General features: G+C 60.4%; 17 protein-coding genes. 8 read left to right on the top strand and 9 right to left on the bottom strand.

The window, feature by feature from the left end; translation table 11 throughout:
- Nucleotides 1-47 precede the first annotated feature (47 nt).
- Both ACZ0A4_RS16190 and ACZ0A4_RS16185 read right to left on the bottom strand, forming a co-directional pair.
- Nucleotides 48-452 carry an META domain-containing protein gene (locus tag ACZ0A4_RS16190; RefSeq protein ID WP_123453349.1) on the bottom strand — a complete coding sequence of 135 codons (405 nt, stop codon included), beginning with the start codon at nt 450-452 and terminating at the stop codon, nt 48-50.
- Nucleotides 452-886 carry a hypothetical protein gene (locus ACZ0A4_RS16185; RefSeq protein ID WP_093442198.1) on the bottom strand — a complete coding sequence of 145 codons (435 nt, stop codon included), beginning with the start codon at nt 884-886 and terminating at the stop codon, nt 452-454. The genes ACZ0A4_RS16190 and ACZ0A4_RS16185 overlap by 1 nt, the downstream gene beginning before the upstream one ends.
- Before the next feature lie 133 nt (nt 887-1,019).
- Between ACZ0A4_RS16185 and ACZ0A4_RS16180 the strand changes: the two genes are divergently transcribed.
- Nucleotides 1,020-1,472, top strand: coding sequence for a hypothetical protein (locus ACZ0A4_RS16180; protein ID WP_463575561.1), 453 nt, complete (start codon nt 1,020-1,022; stop codon nt 1,470-1,472).
- Nucleotides 1,473-1,484: 12 nt separating this feature from the next.
- Here ACZ0A4_RS16180 and ACZ0A4_RS16175 read toward each other — a convergent pair whose 3' ends face one another.
- Both ACZ0A4_RS16175 and ACZ0A4_RS16170 read right to left on the bottom strand, forming a co-directional pair.
- Nucleotides 1,485-2,474, bottom strand: coding sequence for a 2-hydroxyacid dehydrogenase (locus ACZ0A4_RS16175; protein WP_463575560.1), 990 nt, complete (start codon nt 2,472-2,474; stop codon nt 1,485-1,487).
- 82 nt (nt 2,475-2,556) lie between these two features.
- Nucleotides 2,557-5,310: a response regulator gene (locus tag ACZ0A4_RS16170; RefSeq protein WP_463577570.1), complete on the bottom strand. Its 2,754-nt coding sequence runs from the start codon at nt 5,308-5,310 to the stop codon at nt 2,557-2,559.
- 219 nt (nt 5,311-5,529) lie between these two features.
- Here ACZ0A4_RS16170 and ACZ0A4_RS16165 point away from each other — a divergent pair, with 219 nt between their 5' ends.
- From ACZ0A4_RS16165 to ACZ0A4_RS16135, 7 genes are all read left to right on the top strand, one after another.
- The gene (locus ACZ0A4_RS16165) at nt 5,530-6,249 is read left to right on the top strand and encodes a response regulator transcription factor (RefSeq protein WP_463575558.1); all 720 of its coding nucleotides are present in this window, start codon (nt 5,530-5,532) and stop codon (nt 6,247-6,249) included.
- Nucleotides 6,236-7,660 (top strand): histidine kinase sensor domain-containing protein, encoded by a 1,425-nt coding sequence (locus ACZ0A4_RS16160; RefSeq protein ID WP_463575557.1) that lies wholly within the window; start codon nt 6,236-6,238, stop codon nt 7,658-7,660. The genes ACZ0A4_RS16165 and ACZ0A4_RS16160 overlap by 14 nt, the downstream gene beginning before the upstream one ends.
- A 253-nt stretch (nt 7,661-7,913) precedes the next feature.
- On the top strand, nt 7,914-8,816 hold the full coding sequence (gene cysM / locus ACZ0A4_RS16155) for a cysteine synthase CysM (protein WP_463577568.1): 903 nt from the start codon (nt 7,914-7,916) through the stop codon (nt 8,814-8,816).
- A complete protein-coding gene (gene rlmD / locus ACZ0A4_RS16150; RefSeq protein ID WP_463575556.1) occupies nt 8,816-10,192 on the top strand; it encodes a 23S rRNA (uracil(1939)-C(5))-methyltransferase RlmD in 1,377 nt (458 codons plus the stop codon). The genes cysM and rlmD overlap by 1 nt, the downstream gene beginning before the upstream one ends.
- A gap of 101 nt (nt 10,193-10,293) precedes the next feature.
- Complete coding sequence (gene relA / locus ACZ0A4_RS16145) at nt 10,294-12,537, top strand: GTP diphosphokinase (protein WP_064391594.1); 2,244 nt, start codon at nt 10,294-10,296, stop codon at nt 12,535-12,537.
- Nucleotides 12,538-12,684: 147 nt separating this feature from the next.
- Nucleotides 12,685-13,518 carry a nucleoside triphosphate pyrophosphohydrolase gene (mazG, locus tag ACZ0A4_RS16140; protein WP_463577566.1) on the top strand — a complete coding sequence of 278 codons (834 nt, stop codon included), beginning with the start codon at nt 12,685-12,687 and terminating at the stop codon, nt 13,516-13,518.
- A 25-nt stretch (nt 13,519-13,543) separates the two neighbouring features.
- On the top strand, nt 13,544-14,086 hold the full coding sequence (locus tag ACZ0A4_RS16135; protein WP_016987455.1) for a DUF2058 domain-containing protein: 543 nt from the start codon (nt 13,544-13,546) through the stop codon (nt 14,084-14,086).
- Between the two features lie 70 nt (nt 14,087-14,156).
- Here ACZ0A4_RS16135 and ACZ0A4_RS16130 read toward each other — a convergent pair whose 3' ends face one another.
- The 5 genes from ACZ0A4_RS16130 to ACZ0A4_RS16110 form a co-directional block, all read right to left on the bottom strand.
- Complete coding sequence (locus tag ACZ0A4_RS16130; RefSeq protein ID WP_034155814.1) at nt 14,157-14,345, bottom strand: hypothetical protein; 189 nt, start codon at nt 14,343-14,345, stop codon at nt 14,157-14,159.
- A gap of 392 nt (nt 14,346-14,737) precedes the next feature.
- Entirely contained in the window at nt 14,738-15,958 is a 1,221-nt protein-coding gene (gene fabB, locus ACZ0A4_RS16125) for a beta-ketoacyl-ACP synthase I (protein WP_008087472.1), read from the bottom strand.
- Between the two features lie 11 nt (nt 15,959-15,969).
- Nucleotides 15,970-16,485 carry a 3-hydroxyacyl-[acyl-carrier-protein] dehydratase FabA gene (fabA, locus tag ACZ0A4_RS16120; RefSeq protein ID WP_040065317.1) on the bottom strand — a complete coding sequence of 172 codons (516 nt, stop codon included), beginning with the start codon at nt 16,483-16,485 and terminating at the stop codon, nt 15,970-15,972.
- 247 nt (nt 16,486-16,732) lie between these two features.
- On the bottom strand, nt 16,733-18,637 hold the full coding sequence (locus ACZ0A4_RS16115) for an ATP-binding protein (RefSeq protein ID WP_463575555.1): 1,905 nt from the start codon (nt 18,635-18,637) through the stop codon (nt 16,733-16,735).
- On the bottom strand, nt 18,634-19,566 hold the full coding sequence (locus tag ACZ0A4_RS16110; RefSeq protein ID WP_463575554.1) for an ABC transporter substrate-binding protein: 933 nt from the start codon (nt 19,564-19,566) through the stop codon (nt 18,634-18,636). The genes ACZ0A4_RS16115 and ACZ0A4_RS16110 overlap by 4 nt, the downstream gene beginning before the upstream one ends.

Genomic DNA, 19,566 nt, shown 5'->3' with positions numbered 1-19,566 from the left:
GGGTCAGGCGGGCGGCGTTCCGATGAGGGCTTTGGCGGACGAACAAATCAACCTTCTTCCAGCCACCAGCGCAACGGCTTGCCTTCAGCCGGCCAGAAGCGCATCTGCTCGATCGGCGAGATGTCCCAGCGCTCGACATGTTCCAGCGCCTGCAGAAAGCGTTGTTCCTGTTCCATCAGCGCTGGTGCACAGAGCTTGCGGGTCTTGCCGATCTTGCCGAAGGTCAGCTTGTCACCGTCCAGCGTATACGGCGCGAACCAATGGTTGCAGCCACCGTTGCCATAGGCGCGGCCATCATCGCCAAGGGTCACGGTCAGATGGCTGTAATCCATCAACGGCCGCTCACCGATCCACTCCAGAATGTAGCTGCGGTTTTGCTGCAGTTGCACTGGCTCCGCAGCGCACCCCACCAGACCCACACCGACCATAGCGGTCAGGGCAAAGCGTTTCATCACGCAGGCTCCTGGCATTTCGGGCACAGGTGCTTGTCGCCAACGGCTTTCCAGCCCAGCTCGGCGATGCGCGCGGTGGCTGCCGGTTTTTCGGCGGCTTTGCCAAGTTTGGCGTCTACCGCGAATTCGAAGCTCAGCTCTTTGGCGCAGCTGTCGCAATTGACCTGCCAGGTGTGGATCGCCAGTTCACCGAACACCGGGCCCGTGGTCATCGCGGTCCATTGGCCCGGCGGATTGATCAGGTGGCGGACGGTTTCAACGGTCAGGCGCATGGACAGGTCCTTGCTGCCTTTGAGGGTGACCAACAGCGCGTCACCGATACGAATCGAGCCACCATTGCCGGTGACCTGATAGCGGCCCGGAACGAGGGCGCGGCATTCGGTGAGGGTGTGTTGCGGGTTCATCAGGGTATAGCGGAAATCGTGTTCGACCATGGGTCCTCCAAATATGCGCGACATGCTAGCACGGGCTTGATTGCAGAATGATGCGCGCGTGCGACCTTCGATCCGGTTCAAATCGACGGGCGCTCATGGCAAACTGCCGGCCTTGACTCTGAAGGAACGGAACATGGCGCTGATCGAATGTTATGAATGCAAGAAGAGCATCAGCTCCGAAGCCAACGCGTGCATTCATTGCGGGGCTCCAATGGCGCAGCAAGCAGTACACGCGCAGACCGTAGCCGTGCCTGTTCAGGCTGCGACAATCTCGTTCGGCAGTCTTCCGCGTAACAAGTCCGTACCCGAGGCCATAGCTCCAGCGCCTGAACCGCAACCTTTGCCGAAAGTCATGCCGGCCGCCGCGCGGCGTCGGCGCCAGCAGCCAGCCGAGCAACCGGTTACCGAGCAGGCCAATGCCGACGGCAGTCGTCCGGTGGAAGGCTGGCTGAAGATCATGATCTTCCTGCTGCCGATGTTTTTCGTCTGGTTCCTGCTGCGCTACGGCCACTCGATGAAACAGCGCTTTTTGGGCTTCGGCTGGCTGGCGTTGCTGATTCTGGCGTCTTCGCTTTCACCGAAATAAGCTGAATAAATTTCAGCCCTCGACCTGGTTCTGTGGCGTTCCCGCCGCCCAGGTCGCGATGTTGTGCAGGGTGGTTGCGGCAATCGCACCCAGTGCTTCACGCGTCAAAAAGGCCTGATGCGCAGTAATGATCACGTTGGGGAAGGTCAGCAATCGCGCCAGCACATCGTCCTGCAAGGGCAGGTCGGAGCGATCCTCGAAAAACAGTTGCGCCTCTTCTTCATAGACATCCAGGCCCAGATAGCCGAGCTGGCCGTCCTTCAAGGCGTCGATCAATGCCGGAGTGTCGACCAGACCGCCGCGACCGGTATTGATCAGCATGGCGCCGGCCTGCATGTGCGCCAGTGAATCGCGGTTGATCAGGTGTTTGCTCTGCTCGTTGAGCGGGCAGTGCAGGCTGATGATCCGCGACTGCGCGAGCAGTTCCGGCAGGCTCAAATAGCGCGCACCCAGCGCCAGAACATCCGGGTTGGGGAAGGGATCGTAGGCGAGCAACTGACAACCGAAGCCGTGCATGATCTTGGCGAAGGTCGCGCCGATCTGCCCGGTGCCGACAATCCCCACCGTTTTGCCGACCAGATCGAAACCGGTCAGGCCGTGCAGGCTGAAATCGCCTTCACGGGTGCGGTTATAGGCGCGGTGCAGGCGCCGGTTGAGGGCGAGGATCAGCGCCACGGCATGTTCGGCCACCGCATGTGGCGAGTAGGCGGGGACGCGTACCACGGCCAGTCCCAGACGCTTCGCAGCGGGCAGGTCGACGTGGTTGTAACCCGCCGAGCGCAGGGCGATCAGGCGGGTACCGCCAGCGGCCAGCCGTTCGAGGACTGGAGCGCTGAGGTCATCATTGATGAAGGCGCAGACTACTTGATGTGCGTCGGCCAGCGCCGCCGTATCGAGGCTGAGCCGCGCCGGTTGAAAGTGCAACTCGATATCCGCCGGGCAATCGGCGGCGAGGAAGCTCTCGCGGTCGTAGGTCTGGCTACTGAAAACGAGCGTGCGCATGAAATCCTCCTGGAGCATCGACACGGATTGAACCACCCGGAACCACTGTAGCGTTGCCGGCGTTGGCCGGCATTGCCGTGGATCAGGCGCTGATCTTCGCTTGCGCGGCCAAGCGGTTGATTGCCCGTTCCAGTTCATCCAGCGCCTGCGCGGCTTTCGGATCGTCCTGTTTGAGCAGGGTTTCACTGCGCTGGCAGGTTGCACGCAACTGCGGCACACCGCAGTAACGCGTCGCGCCATGCAGGCGATGCACGCGTTCGATCAGCGCATTCTGGTCGTGGCTGTCACGGGCCGAGCGAATGGCTTCGCGGTCGGCCTCTAGTGAGGCGAGCAGCATGGCCAGCATGTCCGCCGCCAGATCGGCCTTGCCAGCGGCCAGACGCAAACCTTCCTCGTGATCGAGCACCGGCAGCTCATGGTTACCCGCCGCACTGTCGCTGATCCGCTCCGGGCCCTGATTGCGCAAGGCCAGGCCGGTCCATTTCAGCACCACTTGCGCCAGTTGCCGCTCGCTGATCGGTTTGGTCAGGTAGTCGTCCATGCCGCTTTGCAGCAGTGCGCGTTTTTCGTTGGCCATGGCGTGAGCGGTGAGGGCGACGATCGGCAGCGGCGTGCAGTGCCGCTCGCTTTCCCACTGGCGAATGGTTTCGGTGCTCTGGCGGCCGTCCATCCCCGGCATCTGCACGTCCATCAGCACCAGATCGAAGGATTCGCTCTGCACCGCTTTGACCGCCGCGTAGCCACTTTCCACGGCGAGCACCTTGGCGCCCATGTCTTCGAGCAGGGTTTGCACCAGTAGCAGGTTGGCCGGGTTGTCGTCGACACACAGCACTTTCGGCGCACGGCTCGACAGCGGTTCGCCCGGCTCATTGCGGGGCTGGCGCGGGTTGACCAGATCGGCCAGGGCACGGCGCAATTTGCGCGTGCAGGCCGGTTTCGCTTGCAGTTGGCTGTGCGGGTTCGGTACCGATAAATGGAACAGCGTCTGTTCGGTGGTCGGGCACAGCACCAGCACTTTGCAGCCGAGGTGTTCAAGGTCCCAGATGTGTTGATTCAAACGCTCGGGCAGCATGTCGTTGCTGGTGATGCCGATGACTGCCAGATCAATCGCCTGATCGGTCTGGTGGGCGCCGGTGACGCCATTGGTCAAGGTTTCGAGGGTGTTGAACGGGGTGACATCGAGGCCACAGTCTTCCAGTTGATGCTGCAAGGCCTGCCGCGCCAGTTCGTGATTTTCCAGTACCGCCACGCGGCGCCCGAGCAGCGGCGCGGCCGGCAAGTCTTCGGCGTCGTCACGGGTTTTCGGCAGGCTCAGGCTGATCCAGAATTCCGAGCCTTCGCCCGGCGTGCTGTCGACGCCGATTTCGCCGCCCATCTGCTCGATCAGGCGCTTGGAAATCACCAGCCCCAGACCGGTGCCTCCCGGTTGTCGTGACAGCGAGTTGTCGGCCTGACTGAAGGCCTGGAACAACGCGCGCACGTCCTGGTTTGAAAGGCCGATGCCGGTGTCCTGAATGCTGATGCGCAGTTGCACGCTGTCTTCGTGTTCCTCTTCAAGCATGGCGCGGGCGACGATGGTGCCTTCGCGGGTGAACTTGATCGCGTTGCTCACCAGGTTAGTGAGGATCTGTTTGAGCCGCAGCGGGTCGCCGACCAGCGACAGCGGCGTGTCGCGATAGACCAGACTGACCAGTTCCAGCTGTTTGGCGTGCGCGGCGGGGGCGAGGATGGTCAGGGTGTCCTGCAACAGGTCGCGCAGGTTGAACGGGATATGGTCGAGCACCAGTTTGCCGGCCTCGATTTTCGAGAAGTCGAGGATCTCGTTGATGATCCCCAACAGGCTGTCGGCGGACTTTTCGATGGTGCCCAGATAGTCGAGCTGGCGCGGGGTCAGTTCGCTTTTCTGCAACAGATGCGTGAAGCCGAGGATGCCGTTGAGCGGCGTGCGGATCTCATGACTCATGTTGGCAAGGAATTCGGATTTGATCCGGCTGGCTTCCAGCGCTTCTTTGCGCGCCAGATCCAGTTCGATGTTCTGGATCTCGATGGTTTCCAGGTTCTGGCGCACGTCTTCAGTGGCCTGATCGACACTGTGCTGCAACTCTTCGCGGGCATTTTGCAGGGTGCCGGCCATGCGGTTGATACCCGAGGCCAGCTCGTCCAGCTCCTGACTGCCGAGCGGCGGCAAACGTGTTTCCAGATGGCCGTCCTTGAGTTGCGCGACGGCTTGTTTGATCTGACTCAGCGGGCGGTTGATGGTGCGGCCCATGCGCAACGCCAGCAGGGCCGCGCCGGCCAGACCGGCGGCAATCAGCAACAGGCTGGCGAACAGGCTGCGATAACCGCGCAGCAGCATGCCGTTGTGTGACAGCTCCAGTTCGACCCAGCCGAGCAAGCGGTCGGACTCTTCCGGAATCAGTTCGCCAGCGAGGTTGCGGTGCTTGCCGAATACCGGCATCAGGTAACGGGTCGCGTCATTGCCGCTGCGCCGTTGTAAATGGGCGCTGTCGCCGCTCGGCGCCTGATTGAGCATGGTCGGGCCGGCATGGGCCAGCGGCGAGCGGTCCGGGGCGAGGAAGGTCACCGCGCGCACGTCCGGTTGTTCAAGGGACTGAGTGGCGATGCGCTCCAGCAGGTCGCTGTTGCCGTGACCCAAGGCGGGGGCCACCAGCGGCGCCAGCTGCTCGGCGATCATTTCGCCGCGCTGCATCAATTGGCTCTGCAAGTCGGACTGCTGCGTCCAGGTGAAATAACCACCCAGCACCAGCGCCATCAGGCTGGTCGGCAACAAGGTCAGCAACAACACGCGACCTTTGATTCCCAGTTTCTTGAGCACGCCTATCTCCTGCATCCCGCTGATCTGTTGACTCATGCGTGCATCCGGCACGCGACATGGGCGCAGTGTAGCGATTTGCTCGCAGGCAATCTCCGGAAAAATGCACTTGTGGTGGGGCAGGGGCTCGGTGTTCGTTTGTCGGCTGGGCCAACCTTGAGTTGCCCGATCCTTGGCAATCTTGAATAATCACTCTCAACTGAGAATTACTTGCAGATACTCATGACTCCTGTTTCCGGCCAGCCACGCATTCTTTCCATCGAAGACGATCCGGTACTCGGCGCCTATGTTCACGAACATCTGGGCCGCAGCGGCTTTCAGGTGACCTGGTGCCAGAACGGCCGGGAAGGCCTGAGTATCGCCACGCGCCAGCCGTTCGACGTGGTGCTGATGGATATTCTGTTGCCGGGAATGGACGGTTTGAATGTGTTGACGCAATTGCGCCAGAGCCATTCGACGCCGGTGCTGTTGATGTCGGCCCTCGGTGCCGAGGCGGATCGCATCAGCGGTTTCCGTCTGGGCGCCGATGACTATTTGCCCAAACCCTTCAGCATGGCCGAGTTGCATGTGCGTATTGAAGCGATCCTGCGCCGGGTTGCGCTGGATCGTCGCCCGGCCGCTCCTGCGATGCCCGTAGCCGCCGGTACGCTGAGGTACGATGATGAACAGTGCGATGTGTTTTTCCGCGAGCAAGCCGCCGGGCTGACCCGCAGCGAATTCCGCTTGCTGGAAACCCTCAACCGCAATGACGAGGAGGTGCTGAGCAAAGCCTTCCTTTATCAGCACGTTCTGCAGCGCGGCTACGCGGCCCACGACCGCAGCCTCGACATGCACATCAGCCAGATCCGCCGCAAACTGAAAGCCATCGCTTACACCGAACGTGAAGTGCGCACCGTTTGGGGCAAGGGTTATGTCTTGAGTGCAGCAGATGAAACGCTCTGAACTGCCGGGGCGGCATTCGCTGTTCTGGAAACTGGCGTTTCTGCTGGTCGCATTTTGTCTGCTGATGATCTGGCTGAGCTGGTCGTGGGGACGTTATATGGAGGAGCGCAATCAGTTCCTCTCCGACGAGGCACGCGGCACGCTCAGCCGTTATGCCGCGCAAGCGGAACAGGCGTGGCAGCACGGCGGACGCAGCGGTGTCGATGACTGGTTGCAGAGCATGGAGTTGCGTGAAGCCAGTTGGGTCGGCGTGATCGGCGGCAATTTGCAGTCGCTGAGCAGCGATCCGCTGAATGAGCAGGAAATCCAGCACCTGACGTTCTTGCGCGGCCTCGACTGGCCGATTCACAAACAGGGCCGACCGTGGCTGCGTGTGCCTTTTCCCAAAGAACCGTATGCCGGCAGCCTGGTGATCGAATTGCCCGAACGATTTGTTCCGGGCAAGTACCGGCTGTTCTGGCGCGTCATCACCAATGGCGTGATTCCTGGTCTGTTCACCTTGCTGTTGTGCATCGGCCTTTATCGGCTGTTGGTGGTGCCCCTGAACAACTTGCGCGAACAGGCCAACGCCTGGCGCGCCGACCAGTTGAATGTACGGCTGTCGAGCGGCATCACCCAACGGCCGGACGAACTAGGCGAGCTGGCGCGGGCATTCGACTCGATGTCCGAACGTCTGCAATCGACCGTCGCCCTGCAACAGCAACTGCTGCGTGATCTGTCCCACGAATTGCGCACACCGCTGAGCCGTTTGCGTGTCGCCAGTGAAAGCGAACAGGATCTGGTGCAACTGCGCGAGCGCATAGGTCGTGAAGTCGACGGTATGCAACGCTTGGTCGAAGACACCCTGCAACTGGCATGGCTCGATACCGACCGCACGCCGCTGCCGGATGAAGCCATTCAAATTCAGGCCCTGTGGGAAATGCTCACGGATAACGCCTGTTATGAAAGCGGCTGGCCGAGTCTGCAATTGCAGTGTTCGGTCGAGGCGTCGTGTTGGGTGCGTGGCAACCTGAATACGCTGGCGCAAGCGCTGGAGAACATTTTGCGCAACGCCATTCGGCATTCGCCTGCGGGTGGGATCGTACGACTGGATGGACGCAAGGATGGCGATTACTGGCACCTGTGGCTGGAGGATCAGGGCGGTGGCGTAGCGGAAGGGGATCTGGAACGGATCTTCTCACCGTTCACCCGCCTCGACGGCTCGCGGCCCGGCGACGGTGGGTTTGGCTTGGGGCTGAGCATCGCGCGCAATGCCGTGCAACGTCAGGGCGGAAGTATTTGGGCGGAGAATGGCGGGGCGGGGTTGCGGTTGAATTTGCGGTTGCTGGCGGATGATAGTGTTGCGCCGACTGACGCCTTCGCGAGCAGGCTCGCTCCCACGTTGGAACTCGGTTCGCCGCAGATTGTGTGATCAACCGTTAATAGTGTCATCACTGCTGACACTATTCTGCGAATGACACTACTCCCTGTGGGAGCGAGCCTGCTCGCGAAGAGTCTCTGAGCATCACCATCAATGAAAATGGCTCAGCACAAAAGTCGCACCACTGGCGCGACTTTTAATCGCTTATTCCCATAAACCATAAGCACCGCACTTTGCGTGATATGGCCTGCGCGGGTTTGCCGGTATGATAGGCGCCCCCGCACGTCTGGATTGCGAATACGCCATGACCTTGCAGTACCCAACCATCGCCGATTGCGTCGGCAACACGCCGCTGGTGCGTTTGCAGCGCCTGCCCGGCGTTACCAGCAACACCCTATTGCTCAAGCTCGAAGGGAATAACCCGGCGGGTTCGGTCAAGGACCGGCCGGCGCTGTCGATGATCACCCGTGCCGAGTTGCGCGGGCAGATTCATGCCGGCGATACGCTGATCGAAGCGACCTCGGGCAACACCGGGATCGCGCTGGCCATGGCCGCTGCGATCAAGGGTTACAAGATGATCCTGATCATGCCGGACAACTCCAGCGCTGAGCGTAAAGCGGCGATGACCGCTTACGGTGCCGAGCTGATTCTGGTCAGCCAGGAAGAAGGCATGGAAGGCGCCCGCGATCTTGCGCAGCGTATGGAGGCCGAAGGCCGTGGCAAGGTGCTCGATCAGTTCGCCAATGGCGATAATCCTGAAGCGCACTACACCACTACCGGCCCGGAAATCTGGCGTCAGACCCAGGGCACCATCACCCATTTCGTCAGTTCGATGGGCACCACCGGTACCATCATGGGCGTATCGCGCTACTTGAAAGAGCAGAGCGACAGCGTGCAGATCGTCGGTCTGCAGCCGATGGAAGGCTCGGCCATTCCGGGTATCCGTCGCTGGCCGCAGGAATACCTGCCGAAGATTTATCAGGCTGATCGTGTTGATCGCATCGTCGACATGGCGCAAAGCGAAGCAGAGGACGTCACCCGGCGTCTGGCCCGCGAAGAAGGTATCTTCTGCGGCGTGTCCTCGGGCGGTGCGGTGGCAGCGATGCTGCGCCTGTCCAAAGAAGTGGAAAACGCGGTGATCGTCGCGATCATCTGCGACCGTGGCGACCGTTACTTGTCGACCGGCATTTTCGACGCGCCCAACTGATGGCCAAGCACGAGAGAGGCCTGCGCTTCCAGCCCACGGGTGGCAGCAAGGCTGCGCAAATTCCGACCGGGAAAAAACAGCGCTTGAGCATCGAGCGCCTGGCCAATGACGGTCGCGGTATCGCGTTTTTCGAAGGCAAAACCTGGTTCGTCCTCGGCGCCCTTGCCGGTGAAGAGGTCGAAGCGCGGGTGCTCGGCGCCCACGGCAAAGTGGTCGAGGCGCGCACCGAGCGCGTGTTCACTGCCAGCGAACTGCGTCGCCCGGCACCGTGTCAGCACGCTGGCCGCTGCGGCGGTTGCAGCGTTCAGCATTTGCCCCACAGCGAACAGCTTGCCCTGAAACAGCGCATGCTCGCCGAGCAATTGTCGCGCGTCGCCGGTGTCGAACCTCAAGAGTGGGCAGCGCCGCTGACCGGTCCCGAATTCGGCTATCGCCGTCGCGCCCGGATCGCGGTGCGCTGGGACATGAAAGCGAAGAAGCTTGAAGTCGGTTTCCGTGCCGCCGGCAGTCAGGACATTGTCGCGATCAGCGAATGCCCGGTGCTGGTACAGCCCTTGCAACCGATCATGACCCGTTTGCCGGAGATGCTTCGTCGTTTGAGCAAGCCGCAAGCGTTGGGTCACGTCGAGTTGTTCAGTGGCTCGTCACTGGCGGTGTTGCTACGACACATGGCGCCGCTATCCGAAGCGGATCTGAACATCCTGAAGGACTTCTGCCAGTTCCATGAAGCGCAACTGTGGCTGCATGGCGAAGGTGAACCGCATCCGGTCGATGCCTCGCAAGCGCTGGGCTATCGTCTGGAGCAGTGGGATCTGGATCTGGCGTACCGGCCGGGTGACTTTATCCAGGTCAACGCCGGCGTCAACGAGGCAATGGTGGCGCAGGCACTGGACTGGCTGAAACCGGGTCGCGATGAACGCGTGCTGGATCTGTTTTGCGGCCTGGGCAACTTCGCTTTGCCGCTGGCCAAAGCCGTGCGCGAAGTGGTGGCTGTTGAAGGCGTGCAGACGATGGTCGATCGCGCCGAAGCCAACGCCGCTAGTAACAATTTGCATAACACAAAGTTTTTTCAAGCCGATTTATCCCAGCCTTTGACCGATGCCCAGTGGATCGGAAACGGCTTTTCTGCGGTACTCTTGGACCCACCGCGTGACGGTGCTTTCGAGGTGGTTCGCAAGCTGGCGAGCCTGGGTGCCAAACGGTTGGTGTATGTGTCGTGCAACCCTGCAACTCTGGCGCGCGACACGGTCGAATTGATCAAGCAGGGCTACCGGTTAAAACGTGCCGGGATTCTCGATATGTTTCCTCAGACGGCACATGTCGAGGCCATGGCGTTATTTGAAGCGAGCCAGGATGGCTCGTCTGAATCCGCCTGACCTGTCCGCGCAGCGCTCGCATTAGCCCCGCGAGCGCAAACGGGCAGCAGAGGTCAGCGATTTGACGCATTGAATCTGCGTCGTAGGGAAGGTAAAGCAAGATGGTACAGGTGAGAGCACACCAGCCGATCAACACTGACGGCAGTATCAATCTCGAGGCTTGGCTCGATCACGCGGTCAGTGTCGATCTGGCACTGGATCGCGAAGCCTTGAAAGAAGCCTGCGAGTTCGCTCGCGAGGCCGAACAACAGTCCAATGCCAAGAAGAATCTGTGGGCCGAAGGCTCCGGCAGTTTCAGTACCGGTTTGGAGATCGCCGAGATTCTCGCCGACCTCAAGCTCGATCAGGATTCGCTGGTCGCGGCGGTTTTGTATCGCGGCGTGCGCGAAGGCCAGATCGAACTCGCGGCCATCGGCCAGCGCTTTGGCCCGGTGGTGGCCAAACTGATCGACGGCGTGCAGCGCATGGCCGCTATCAGCGCCAGTCTCAGTCCGCGTCAGTCGATGGTCATGGGCACACAAGGGCAGGTGGAAAACCTGCGCAAGATGCTTGTGGCGATGGTCGACGACGTCCGCGTCGCCTTGATCAAACTGGCCGAACGCACCTGCGCCATTCGCGCAGTGAAAACCGCCGATGACGAAAAGCGTAACCGCGTCGCCCGGGAAGTTTTCGATATCTATGCGCCGCTCGCGCACCGCCTCGGCATCGGTCATATCAAATGGGAACTGGAGGACTTGTCCTTCCGTTATCTCGAGCCGGATCAATACAAACAGATCGCCAAGTTGCTTCACGAGCGGCGGCTGGACCGTGAGCGTTTCATCGCCGATGTGATGACCCAGCTCAAGGATGAATTGCAGGCCACCGGTGTCGATGCCGACATCAGCGGCCGGGCCAAACACATCTATTCGATCTGGCGCAAAATGCAGCGCAAGGGTCTGGAATTCAGCCAGATCTACGACGTGCGCGCGGTGCGTGTGCTGGTGCCGGAAATGCGCGACTGCTACACCGCGCTGGGCATCGTTCACACCTTGTGGCGGCACATCCCGAAAGAGTTCGACGACTACATCGCCAACCCGAAAGAGAACGGCTACCGCTCGCTGCACACGGCGGTGATCGGCCCTGAGGGTAAAGTGCTTGAGGTGCAGATCCGTACGCACTCGATGCACGAAGAAGCCGAACTCGGCGTCTGCGCGCACTGGCGGTACAAGGGCACCGACGTCAAATCCGGTTCGAACCACTACGAAGAGAAAATCTCCTGGCTGCGTCAGGTCCTCGAGTGGCACGAAGAGCTGGGCGATATCGGTGGTCTGGCGGAACAGCTGCGTGTCGATATCGAGCCGGACCGGGTGTACATCTTCACTCCTGACGGTCACGCCATCGACTTGCCGAAAGGCGCGACACCGCTGGACTTCGCTTACCGCGTGCACACCGAAATCGGTCACAACTGCCGTGGCGCCAAGATCAACGGGCGCATTGTGCCGCTCAACTACAGCCTGCAGACCGGAGAGCAGGTCGAGATCATCACCAGCAAGCACGGTACGCCGAGCCGCGACTGGCTGAACTCCAACCTCGGTTACGTCACCACCTCGCGGGCGCGGGCGAAAATCGTTCACTGGTTCAAATTGCAGGCGCGCGACCAGAACGTGGCCGCCGGTAAAACCCTGATTGAACGCGAACTGACGCGTCTCGGTCTGCCGGCAGTGGATTTCGACAAGCTGGCCGACAAGGCCAACATGAAAACCGCCGAAGACATGTTCGCCGCCCTCGGTGCCGGCGACCTGCGTCTGGCACAACTGGTCAACCTGGCGCAGCAACTGGTCGAGCCGGAACGTGGCAACGAACAACTGGAGCTGATTCCGCGCAAAGCCACCGGCTACAAACCGGGCAAACGCGGCGACATTCAGATTCAGGGCGTCGGCAACCTGATGACGCAGATGGCCGGCTGCTGCCAGCCACTGCCGGGCGACGCGATTGTCGGTTACATCACTCAGGGGCGTGGCGTGAGCATTCACCGTCAGGACTGCGCTTCTGTGCTGCAACTGGGCGGGCGCGAGCCGGAGCGGATCATCCAGGTCAGCTGGGGCCCGGTGCCGGTGCTCACTTACCCGGTGGACATCATCATCCGCGCCTACGACCGCTCGGGTCTGCTGCGTGACGTCTCGCAGGTGCTGCTCAACGAGCGGATCAACGTGCTGGCGGTCAACACCCGCTCGAACAAGGAAGACAACACCGCGTTGATGTCCCTGACCATCGAGATTCCGGGTCTGGACGCACTGGGGCGGTTGCTGGGACGCATATCGCAGTTGCCGAACATCATCGAAACGCGGCGTAACCGTACTCCGTGAAGATCGACGATTTCGAATGTGAACGCCGATCCAATGTGGGAGCGAGCTTGCTCGCGAAGACGGTATCGCATCCAGCATTGATGTGATTGAAAGTCCGCCTTCGCGAGCAAGCTCGCTCCCACAGGGATCTATGTAGTGAGTGAAATGATGTACAGCCTTGAAGACCTGCTGCACTTGATGAATCGTTTGCGCGATCCGCAGTTCGGTTGTCCGTGGGACATCAAGCAAACCTACGCGACCATCGTCCCGCACACCCTCGAAGAAGCCTACGAAGTGGCCGATGCCATCGAGCGCGGCGACTTCGATCATCTGCAGGGAGAGCTCGGCGATCTGCTGTTTCAAGTCGTCTATTACAGCCAGTTGGCCAAGGAAGAAGGGCGCTTCGAATTTGCCGGGGTGATCGACAGCATCACCCGCAAACTGATTCGTCGTCATCCTCATGTCTTTCCAACGGGCGATCTGTATGCACCGCTAGACGTGCCGCGCCTGAGTGAAGAACAGGTCAAGCAACGCTGGGAAGAGATCAAGGCCGAAGAACGCGCCGAGAAGTCCGCCGCACCCGAGCAACTGTCGCTGCTCGACGATGTGCCGGCCACGTTGCCGGCACTGTCGCGTTCGGCCAAGTTGCAGAAGCGCGCAGGGCAGGTCGGTTTTGACTGGCCAGACGCCTTGCCCGTGTTCGACAAGGTGCGCGAAGAACTCGACGAAGTCCTAGAAGCCATGTCGGAAAACGATCCCGTTGCCGTGGCTGACGAGATCGGTGACCTGCTGTTTTCCGTGGTCAATCTGGCTCGGCATCTGAAGGTCGACCCGGAAACCGCGCTGCGTGGTGCCAACGGCAAGTTTGAAAGACGTTTCCGATTTATCGAACAGGCATTGCGCGACACCCACCGTCCCATAGAAGATTGCACCCTCGAAGAGTTGGACGCCCTGTGGGGTGAAGCCAAACGTCAGGAAAAGAATGTGCCCGGCTGCGGCTGAGCAACTGCCCAAGTGAGTAAGTCCCATGAGTATTTCCCTTCGCGACCAGTTGCTCAAAGCAGGCCTGGTCAACCAAAAGCAGGCCAAGCAGGTCAGCAAGGACAAGCAGAAGCAGCAGCGTCTGGCCCATAAAGGCCAGATCGAGCTGGATGACTCGCAGCAACGTGCGGCTCAGGAAGCCATGGCCGAGAAGGTCAAGCGCGACCAGGAGCTGAACCGTCAGCAGAAAGAGAAAGCCGAAGCCAAGGCGCGTGCGGCGCAGGTCAAGCAGTTGATCGAAGTCTCGCGTCTGCCGAAGCTGACCACCGAGGACTACTACAACTTCGTCGACGACAAGAAGGTCAAGCGCATCTCGGTCAACACGCTGATGCGCAACAAGCTCAGCAGCGGCTCGCTGGCGATCGTGCACCATGCCGGCGGCTACGAAGTGATCCCGCGTGAAGCGGCCCTGAAGATCCAGGAGCGCGACCCACAGCGCATCGTCCAGCTAAACGTGCAGACCGAAGAGGTCAGTACCGAGGACGATCCGTACGCGGCGTATCAGATCCCAGATGACCTGATGTGGTAAATCGATAAAGCTGTAACAACGACAAACCCCGCTCATGGCGGGGTTTGTCGTTTTCAATGCTGTGGGTGAATCAGGAGGAACGGGCTTCGCGTTGTTGCTCTTGCACTTCGAGTTCGGCCTTGTAATTGTGGGCATCGATCTCGTTGTGGAACATGCCGACCAGCAAGTCTTGTTGATGCACATCCCAGATGCGGATACCGGCGGCTACGCCTTCGTGGGACATGTGTGAATCGTCGCGTTCAGTTACTTTTACAGTCATCTGCTAGCTCCAAATCTCAAGTTATCTGCAGCAAGGCGTGTGCAGGACTCTTTTATATGATTTGTTAGCTTGCTAAGTAAACGGCTGATTTGTGCAAGGTGTTGTTGCGTTTTTTGCAACAGTGCTACAGCCCGCTAAATCCGCGACATTCGGTCGCAGGGCGCAAAGTTTCATGACAGAAGTTTCATCTCCAGAACACACCGAGAACCCTGTGGGAGCTGGCTTGCCAGCGATAGCGGGGTGTCAGGCGACATAGATATTTGCTGTGCTGACGTCATCGCTGGCAAGCCAGCTCCCACAGGGATCGGTGGGGATCCCGCTACTTTTTGCAGGCGAAAAAAAACGCCCCGAACCAGTCGGGGCGTTTTCATGTGTAGCTCAGCAGCGGGGAATTACTTGCCTTCCCAGCGCTTCAGTACCAGCGTGGCGTTGGTGCCGCCGAAGCCGAAGCTGTTGCTCATCACGGTGTTGATCGTGGCGTTCTCGCGGGTCTTGGTCAGCACCGGCAGATCGGCCACTTCCGGGTCCAGCTCGTCGATGTTGGCGGAACCGGCAATGAAGTTGCCTTCCATCATCAGCATGCAGTAGATCGCTTCGTGAACGCCAGCGGCGCCCAGGGAGTGACCGGACAGGCTCTTGGTCGAGCTGATCGCTGGAGCCTTGTCGCCGAACACTTCACGCACACCTTTCATTTCCGCGACGTCGCCGACCGGAGTCGAAGTGCCGTGGGTGTTGAGGTAGTCGATCGGGGTATCAACGGTGGACATCGCCATCTGCATGCAGCGGATTGCGCCTTCGCCACTCGGGGCAACCATGTCGTAGCCGTCGGAGGTCGCGCCGTAGCCAACGATTTCCGCGTAGATTTTCGCACCACGAGCCAGAGCGTGTTCCAGCTCTTCAACCACGACCATGCCGCCACCGCCAGCGATGACGAAACCGTCACGGTCTTTGTCGTAGGCACGGGAAGCCTGTTCCGGGGTGTCGTTACGCTTGCTGGACAGCGCGCCCATGGCGTCGAACAGGAACGATTGGCTCCAGTGCTCTTCTTCACCGCCACCGGCGAAAACGATGTCCTGCTTGCCCATCTGGATCTGTTCCATGGCGGTACCGATGCAGTGAGCACTGGTGGCGCAGGCAGAAGCGATGGAGTAGTTCAGGCCCTTGATCTTGAATGGCGTGGCCAGGCAAGCGGAAACGGTGCTGCTCATGGTCCGCGTTACGCGGTATGGGCCAACACGTTTCACGCCTTTCTCGCGCAGGATGTCCAGCGCTTCCATCTGGTTCAGCGTGGAAGCACCGCCCGAGCCAGCCACCAGGCCGGTACGCGGGTTGGACACTTGCTCTTCGGTCAGGCCGGAGTCAGCGATAGCGTCTTTCATGGCCAGGTAGGCGTAAGCCGCTGCGTGGCCGACGAAGCGATAGATCTTGCGATCGATCAGCTCTTCAAGGTTGAGGTCGATGGAGCCGGAAACCTGGCTACGCAGACCCATTTCGGCATATTCCGGGTTGAACCGGATGCCAGGGCGGCTTGCACGCAGGTTAGCGGAGACGGTCTCTTTGTCATTGCCCAGGCACGAAACGATGCCCAGACCAGTGATAACGACGCGGCGCATGCGAATAACCCTTAGAAGTTGTCAGTGGAGGTGAACACGCCGACGCGAAGGCCTTCGGCGGTGTAGATTTCGCGACCGTCGACAGTCACCGAACCATCGGCAATGGCCAGGTTCAGCTTGCCCTTGAGGACGCGTTTGATATGAATGTTGTAGGTGACTTTCTTGGCGGTCGGCAGGACCTGACCGAAGAACTTCACTTCGCCCGAACCCAGCGCACGGCCACGGCCCGGCAGGCCTTGCCAGCCCAGGAAGAAACCGACCAGTTGCCACATGGCATCCAGACCCAGGCAGCCCGGCATCACCGGATCACCTTCGAAGTGGCACGCGAAGAACCACAGGTCAGGGTTGATATCCAGTTCGGCGACCAATTCACCTTTGCCGTACTTGCCACCCTCTTCACTGATATGGGTGATGCGATCGACCATCAGCATGTTCGGGGCGGGCAGTTGCGCGTTACCTGGGCCGAACAGCTCACCGCGACTGCAGCGCAGCAGATCTTCCCGAGTAAAGGCGTTTTGTTTGGTCATGCGAGCTCCTCAATAATCCCATGCGGCAGGTGGGGCAAATCTTCCCGACCGTTCGAAGCGTTCATGCCTCGAACCGGCAGCCTACTCATAGACTATTGCGTTGTGGTGAAAGTCACAGCACCAAGGACATGAATGTACACTTGTGCACTGAAATTTTTATTCAAGCCCCTTTTGAGGCCCGTTCGGGTGCCTAAGACTGCCGCACTTTCGCTTTTCACGCCAGTCGCAGATGGTCGAAAGGCCCACACTACGACACCCAGCGCTGCAGAATCTGCTGCAGATCATTACGTTTGAACGGCTTCGCCAGATAATCGTTCATACCCGCCGACAGACAGGTCTCGCGGTCGCCCTGCAAGGCGTTGGCCGTCAGCGCGATGATCGGCACCTCACCGCGTCCGGGCAGAAGCCGGATCTGCCGGGTAGCCTCGTAGCCATCGATGATCGGCAACCGGCAATCCATCAGAATCACTTCGAAGTCGTTGCTCTCGGCACTGCGCACGGCCTGCGCGCCATCGGTGGCGACACTGACAGTAAAGCCTAGACTGCGCAGCATCGCTTCGATTACGGTCTGGTTTACCGGATTGTCTTCCACCAGCAAGACGTTGCGCCCTTCACCATGCTGGTTGCCATTCAGTGCACGCGGCGCAGCCAGTGGCGGCAGCGCCTGCTTATAGAGCGCCAGCGGGATTTCCAGGGTGAACACCGAGCCACGACCTTCCTCGCTCTGTGCGCGCAAGGTGCCGCCCATGCGTTCGGCCAATGTCCGGGCGATCGGCAAACCGAGGCCGGTGCCGCCGTAACGTCGGGAGATCGAACTGTCGGCCTGCTGGAAGGCGTTGAACATCAGCTCCAGGCTCTGTGACGAAATACCGATGCCACTGTCGCGCACCGAGCAGGTGAACCACAGCAGTTCGTGATCCAGCGATTGCCACTGCGCCTCAATGCTGACCCGGCCCTGTTCAGTGAACTTCAGCGCGTTGCCGACCAGGTTGACCAGAATCTGCCGGATCCGCGTTGGATCGCCCTGCACCTGCAAACCGCGCATGTCGTCCGGGATCCGCAGGTTCAGCGCCAGCCCTCGCTGTGCCGCGCTGTGCTGGAACGATTGCGCGCAGGCGCCGATCAGCTCGGCGAGGTTGAACGGGATGTGCTCCAGTTCCAGCTCGGAACGTTCGATGCGCGAGAAGTCGAGAATATCGTTGATGACTTTCAGCAGGTGTTCGGTGGATTCCGAGGCGAGGGCGGCGTATTCGACCTGCTCCTCGGTCATCTCGGTGGTTTCCAGCAATTGCAGCATGCCCAGCACGCCGTTCATGGGCGTGCGCAGTTCATGGCTCATCATTGCCAGAAAGTCGGACTTGGCGTTGTTGGCCTTTTCCGCTTCCTCGCGGGTCTGGATCAGTTGCGCCATGGCTTGATGCTGCTCACGGCTGGCTTGTTCCAGCGCCTGGGCGAGGTTGTTGATGTGCTGCGACAGTGCGCCCAGTTCGGTGTCATCGACGATCGGCAGTGGCGTTTTATAGTCGCCGTCCTGAATGGCCTTGACCGCATCACCGATATCGCGGATCGGCTGCGACAGGCTACCGGCCAGGCGCCGCGCCAGGACAAAGGTAAACAGCAGGGCGAACAGCGCGAGAATCCCGGCCTTGAGCAGGATTTCCTGCTGGCGCTGGCTGAAGGCATCGTTGGACAGGCCGACGATCACCCGCCCCAGGTAGTCCTCGTTGGTCGCGCCATTGCTGACTTTGCCGTCCTGGAAGAAATCGTTGTGCAGGGCGATGCGTTGCAAGCGTACCGGTGCCTGAAACACTTCGACCTGATGCGGCCGACTGTGAGCTGCCGCCGGTTGTTCTACGTACACCAGAATCCGGTTGGCGCTGTCCTGTACTTCGAGAAAACGCACGTTGGGCGTGGCCAGTGTGGCTTTGAGCAGGCTTTCCAGCACTTCGTTGTTACCGGAAATCACCCCGTATTCGGTGGCGGGTGCCAGTTGGTTGGCGATCAGTTGGCCGGTGTGATTCAGCTCCTGACGCAAATCCTGAATGCGCACGAAGGTGAAGAAGCTGATCAACAGAAGGGTCAGCAACAACGCCGGGCCCAGGCTGATCAGCTGGGTGCGGGTATTGATGTCCCAACGGCGACGGAAACTCATGGGCGGTGTTCTCCTTCAGCCAGCGCGCTGGCGACAGACGCTTCATTCAACGGTTCGATACCGAGTGAACGAGCGACCTGCACATTACTTGAGACTTTGAAACGCGCGGGATAGAGCGTTCGCGGCCAACTGGCCGAGGGTTGATCGAGTAATTGATCGAGCATCGCCAGCCAGTCGTTCTGATCGCTGTACGTGCTGGCCAGGCTGCCGGCGCGGACGAAAGCAATGTTGGGACCGACCAGCGCGACTTGCCGTGAGTAGCTGCTGAGCAGCAGGTTTTTCGCGGTTTTCGGGTTGTACAGATCGGGGTCGTCGAGACCGAGCAGCACGTCGCTGTTCTTCAGGACGGTTTGCAGGGGGCGGCTGTCGTGGGTGTTGTCCCAGCGCTGGCTGACGATTTGCAGGTTCAGTGGCGCGGCGGCGAGATTCAGCTCCTTGAGGAGGAATTCGCTGTGCTCATCGAACAACACGCCGATCCGCCGGGCCTGGGGCAGGATGCGCCGGATCAACTGCAACTGGCGGCCCAGCGGCGGATCACTCCACAGCAAACTCAGATGTGCCGGTTGCGTGTCGCCGAGACGCTGGCGAGCCTGCAGACGACTGATGCGCAGTACCAGCGTCGCCGGGCCTTGGGACTCTTGCAGGCGCCAGTCGAGACTCGGCAGATCGAGCAGAATCAGGCGCAGACTGGTGGGCAGTTTGCCCGGTGCGGGCAAACTGGCCAGCGGCTGGAAACGCACGTTGTCGGTCGGGCGCAATTCGCTGAGTGCCTGCACGAACGCTTGCACGCCGGGGCTTTCCTCGGCACCCGTCAACAGAATATCGGCAGCCTGCACCGCCACGCCGTGCAGCCATGCGGTCACAAACAGGCATAACCCGGCCAGCCAGTGGCCCAGAGTTGGCATCTTCCGTGACGGCCCGTAGCGCAT

This window comes from Pseudomonas sp. AC172, from assembly GCF_979258595.1.
The sequence above is the reverse complement of the archived record's forward strand: the minus strand, read 5'-3'. Positions and strand labels throughout refer to the sequence as shown.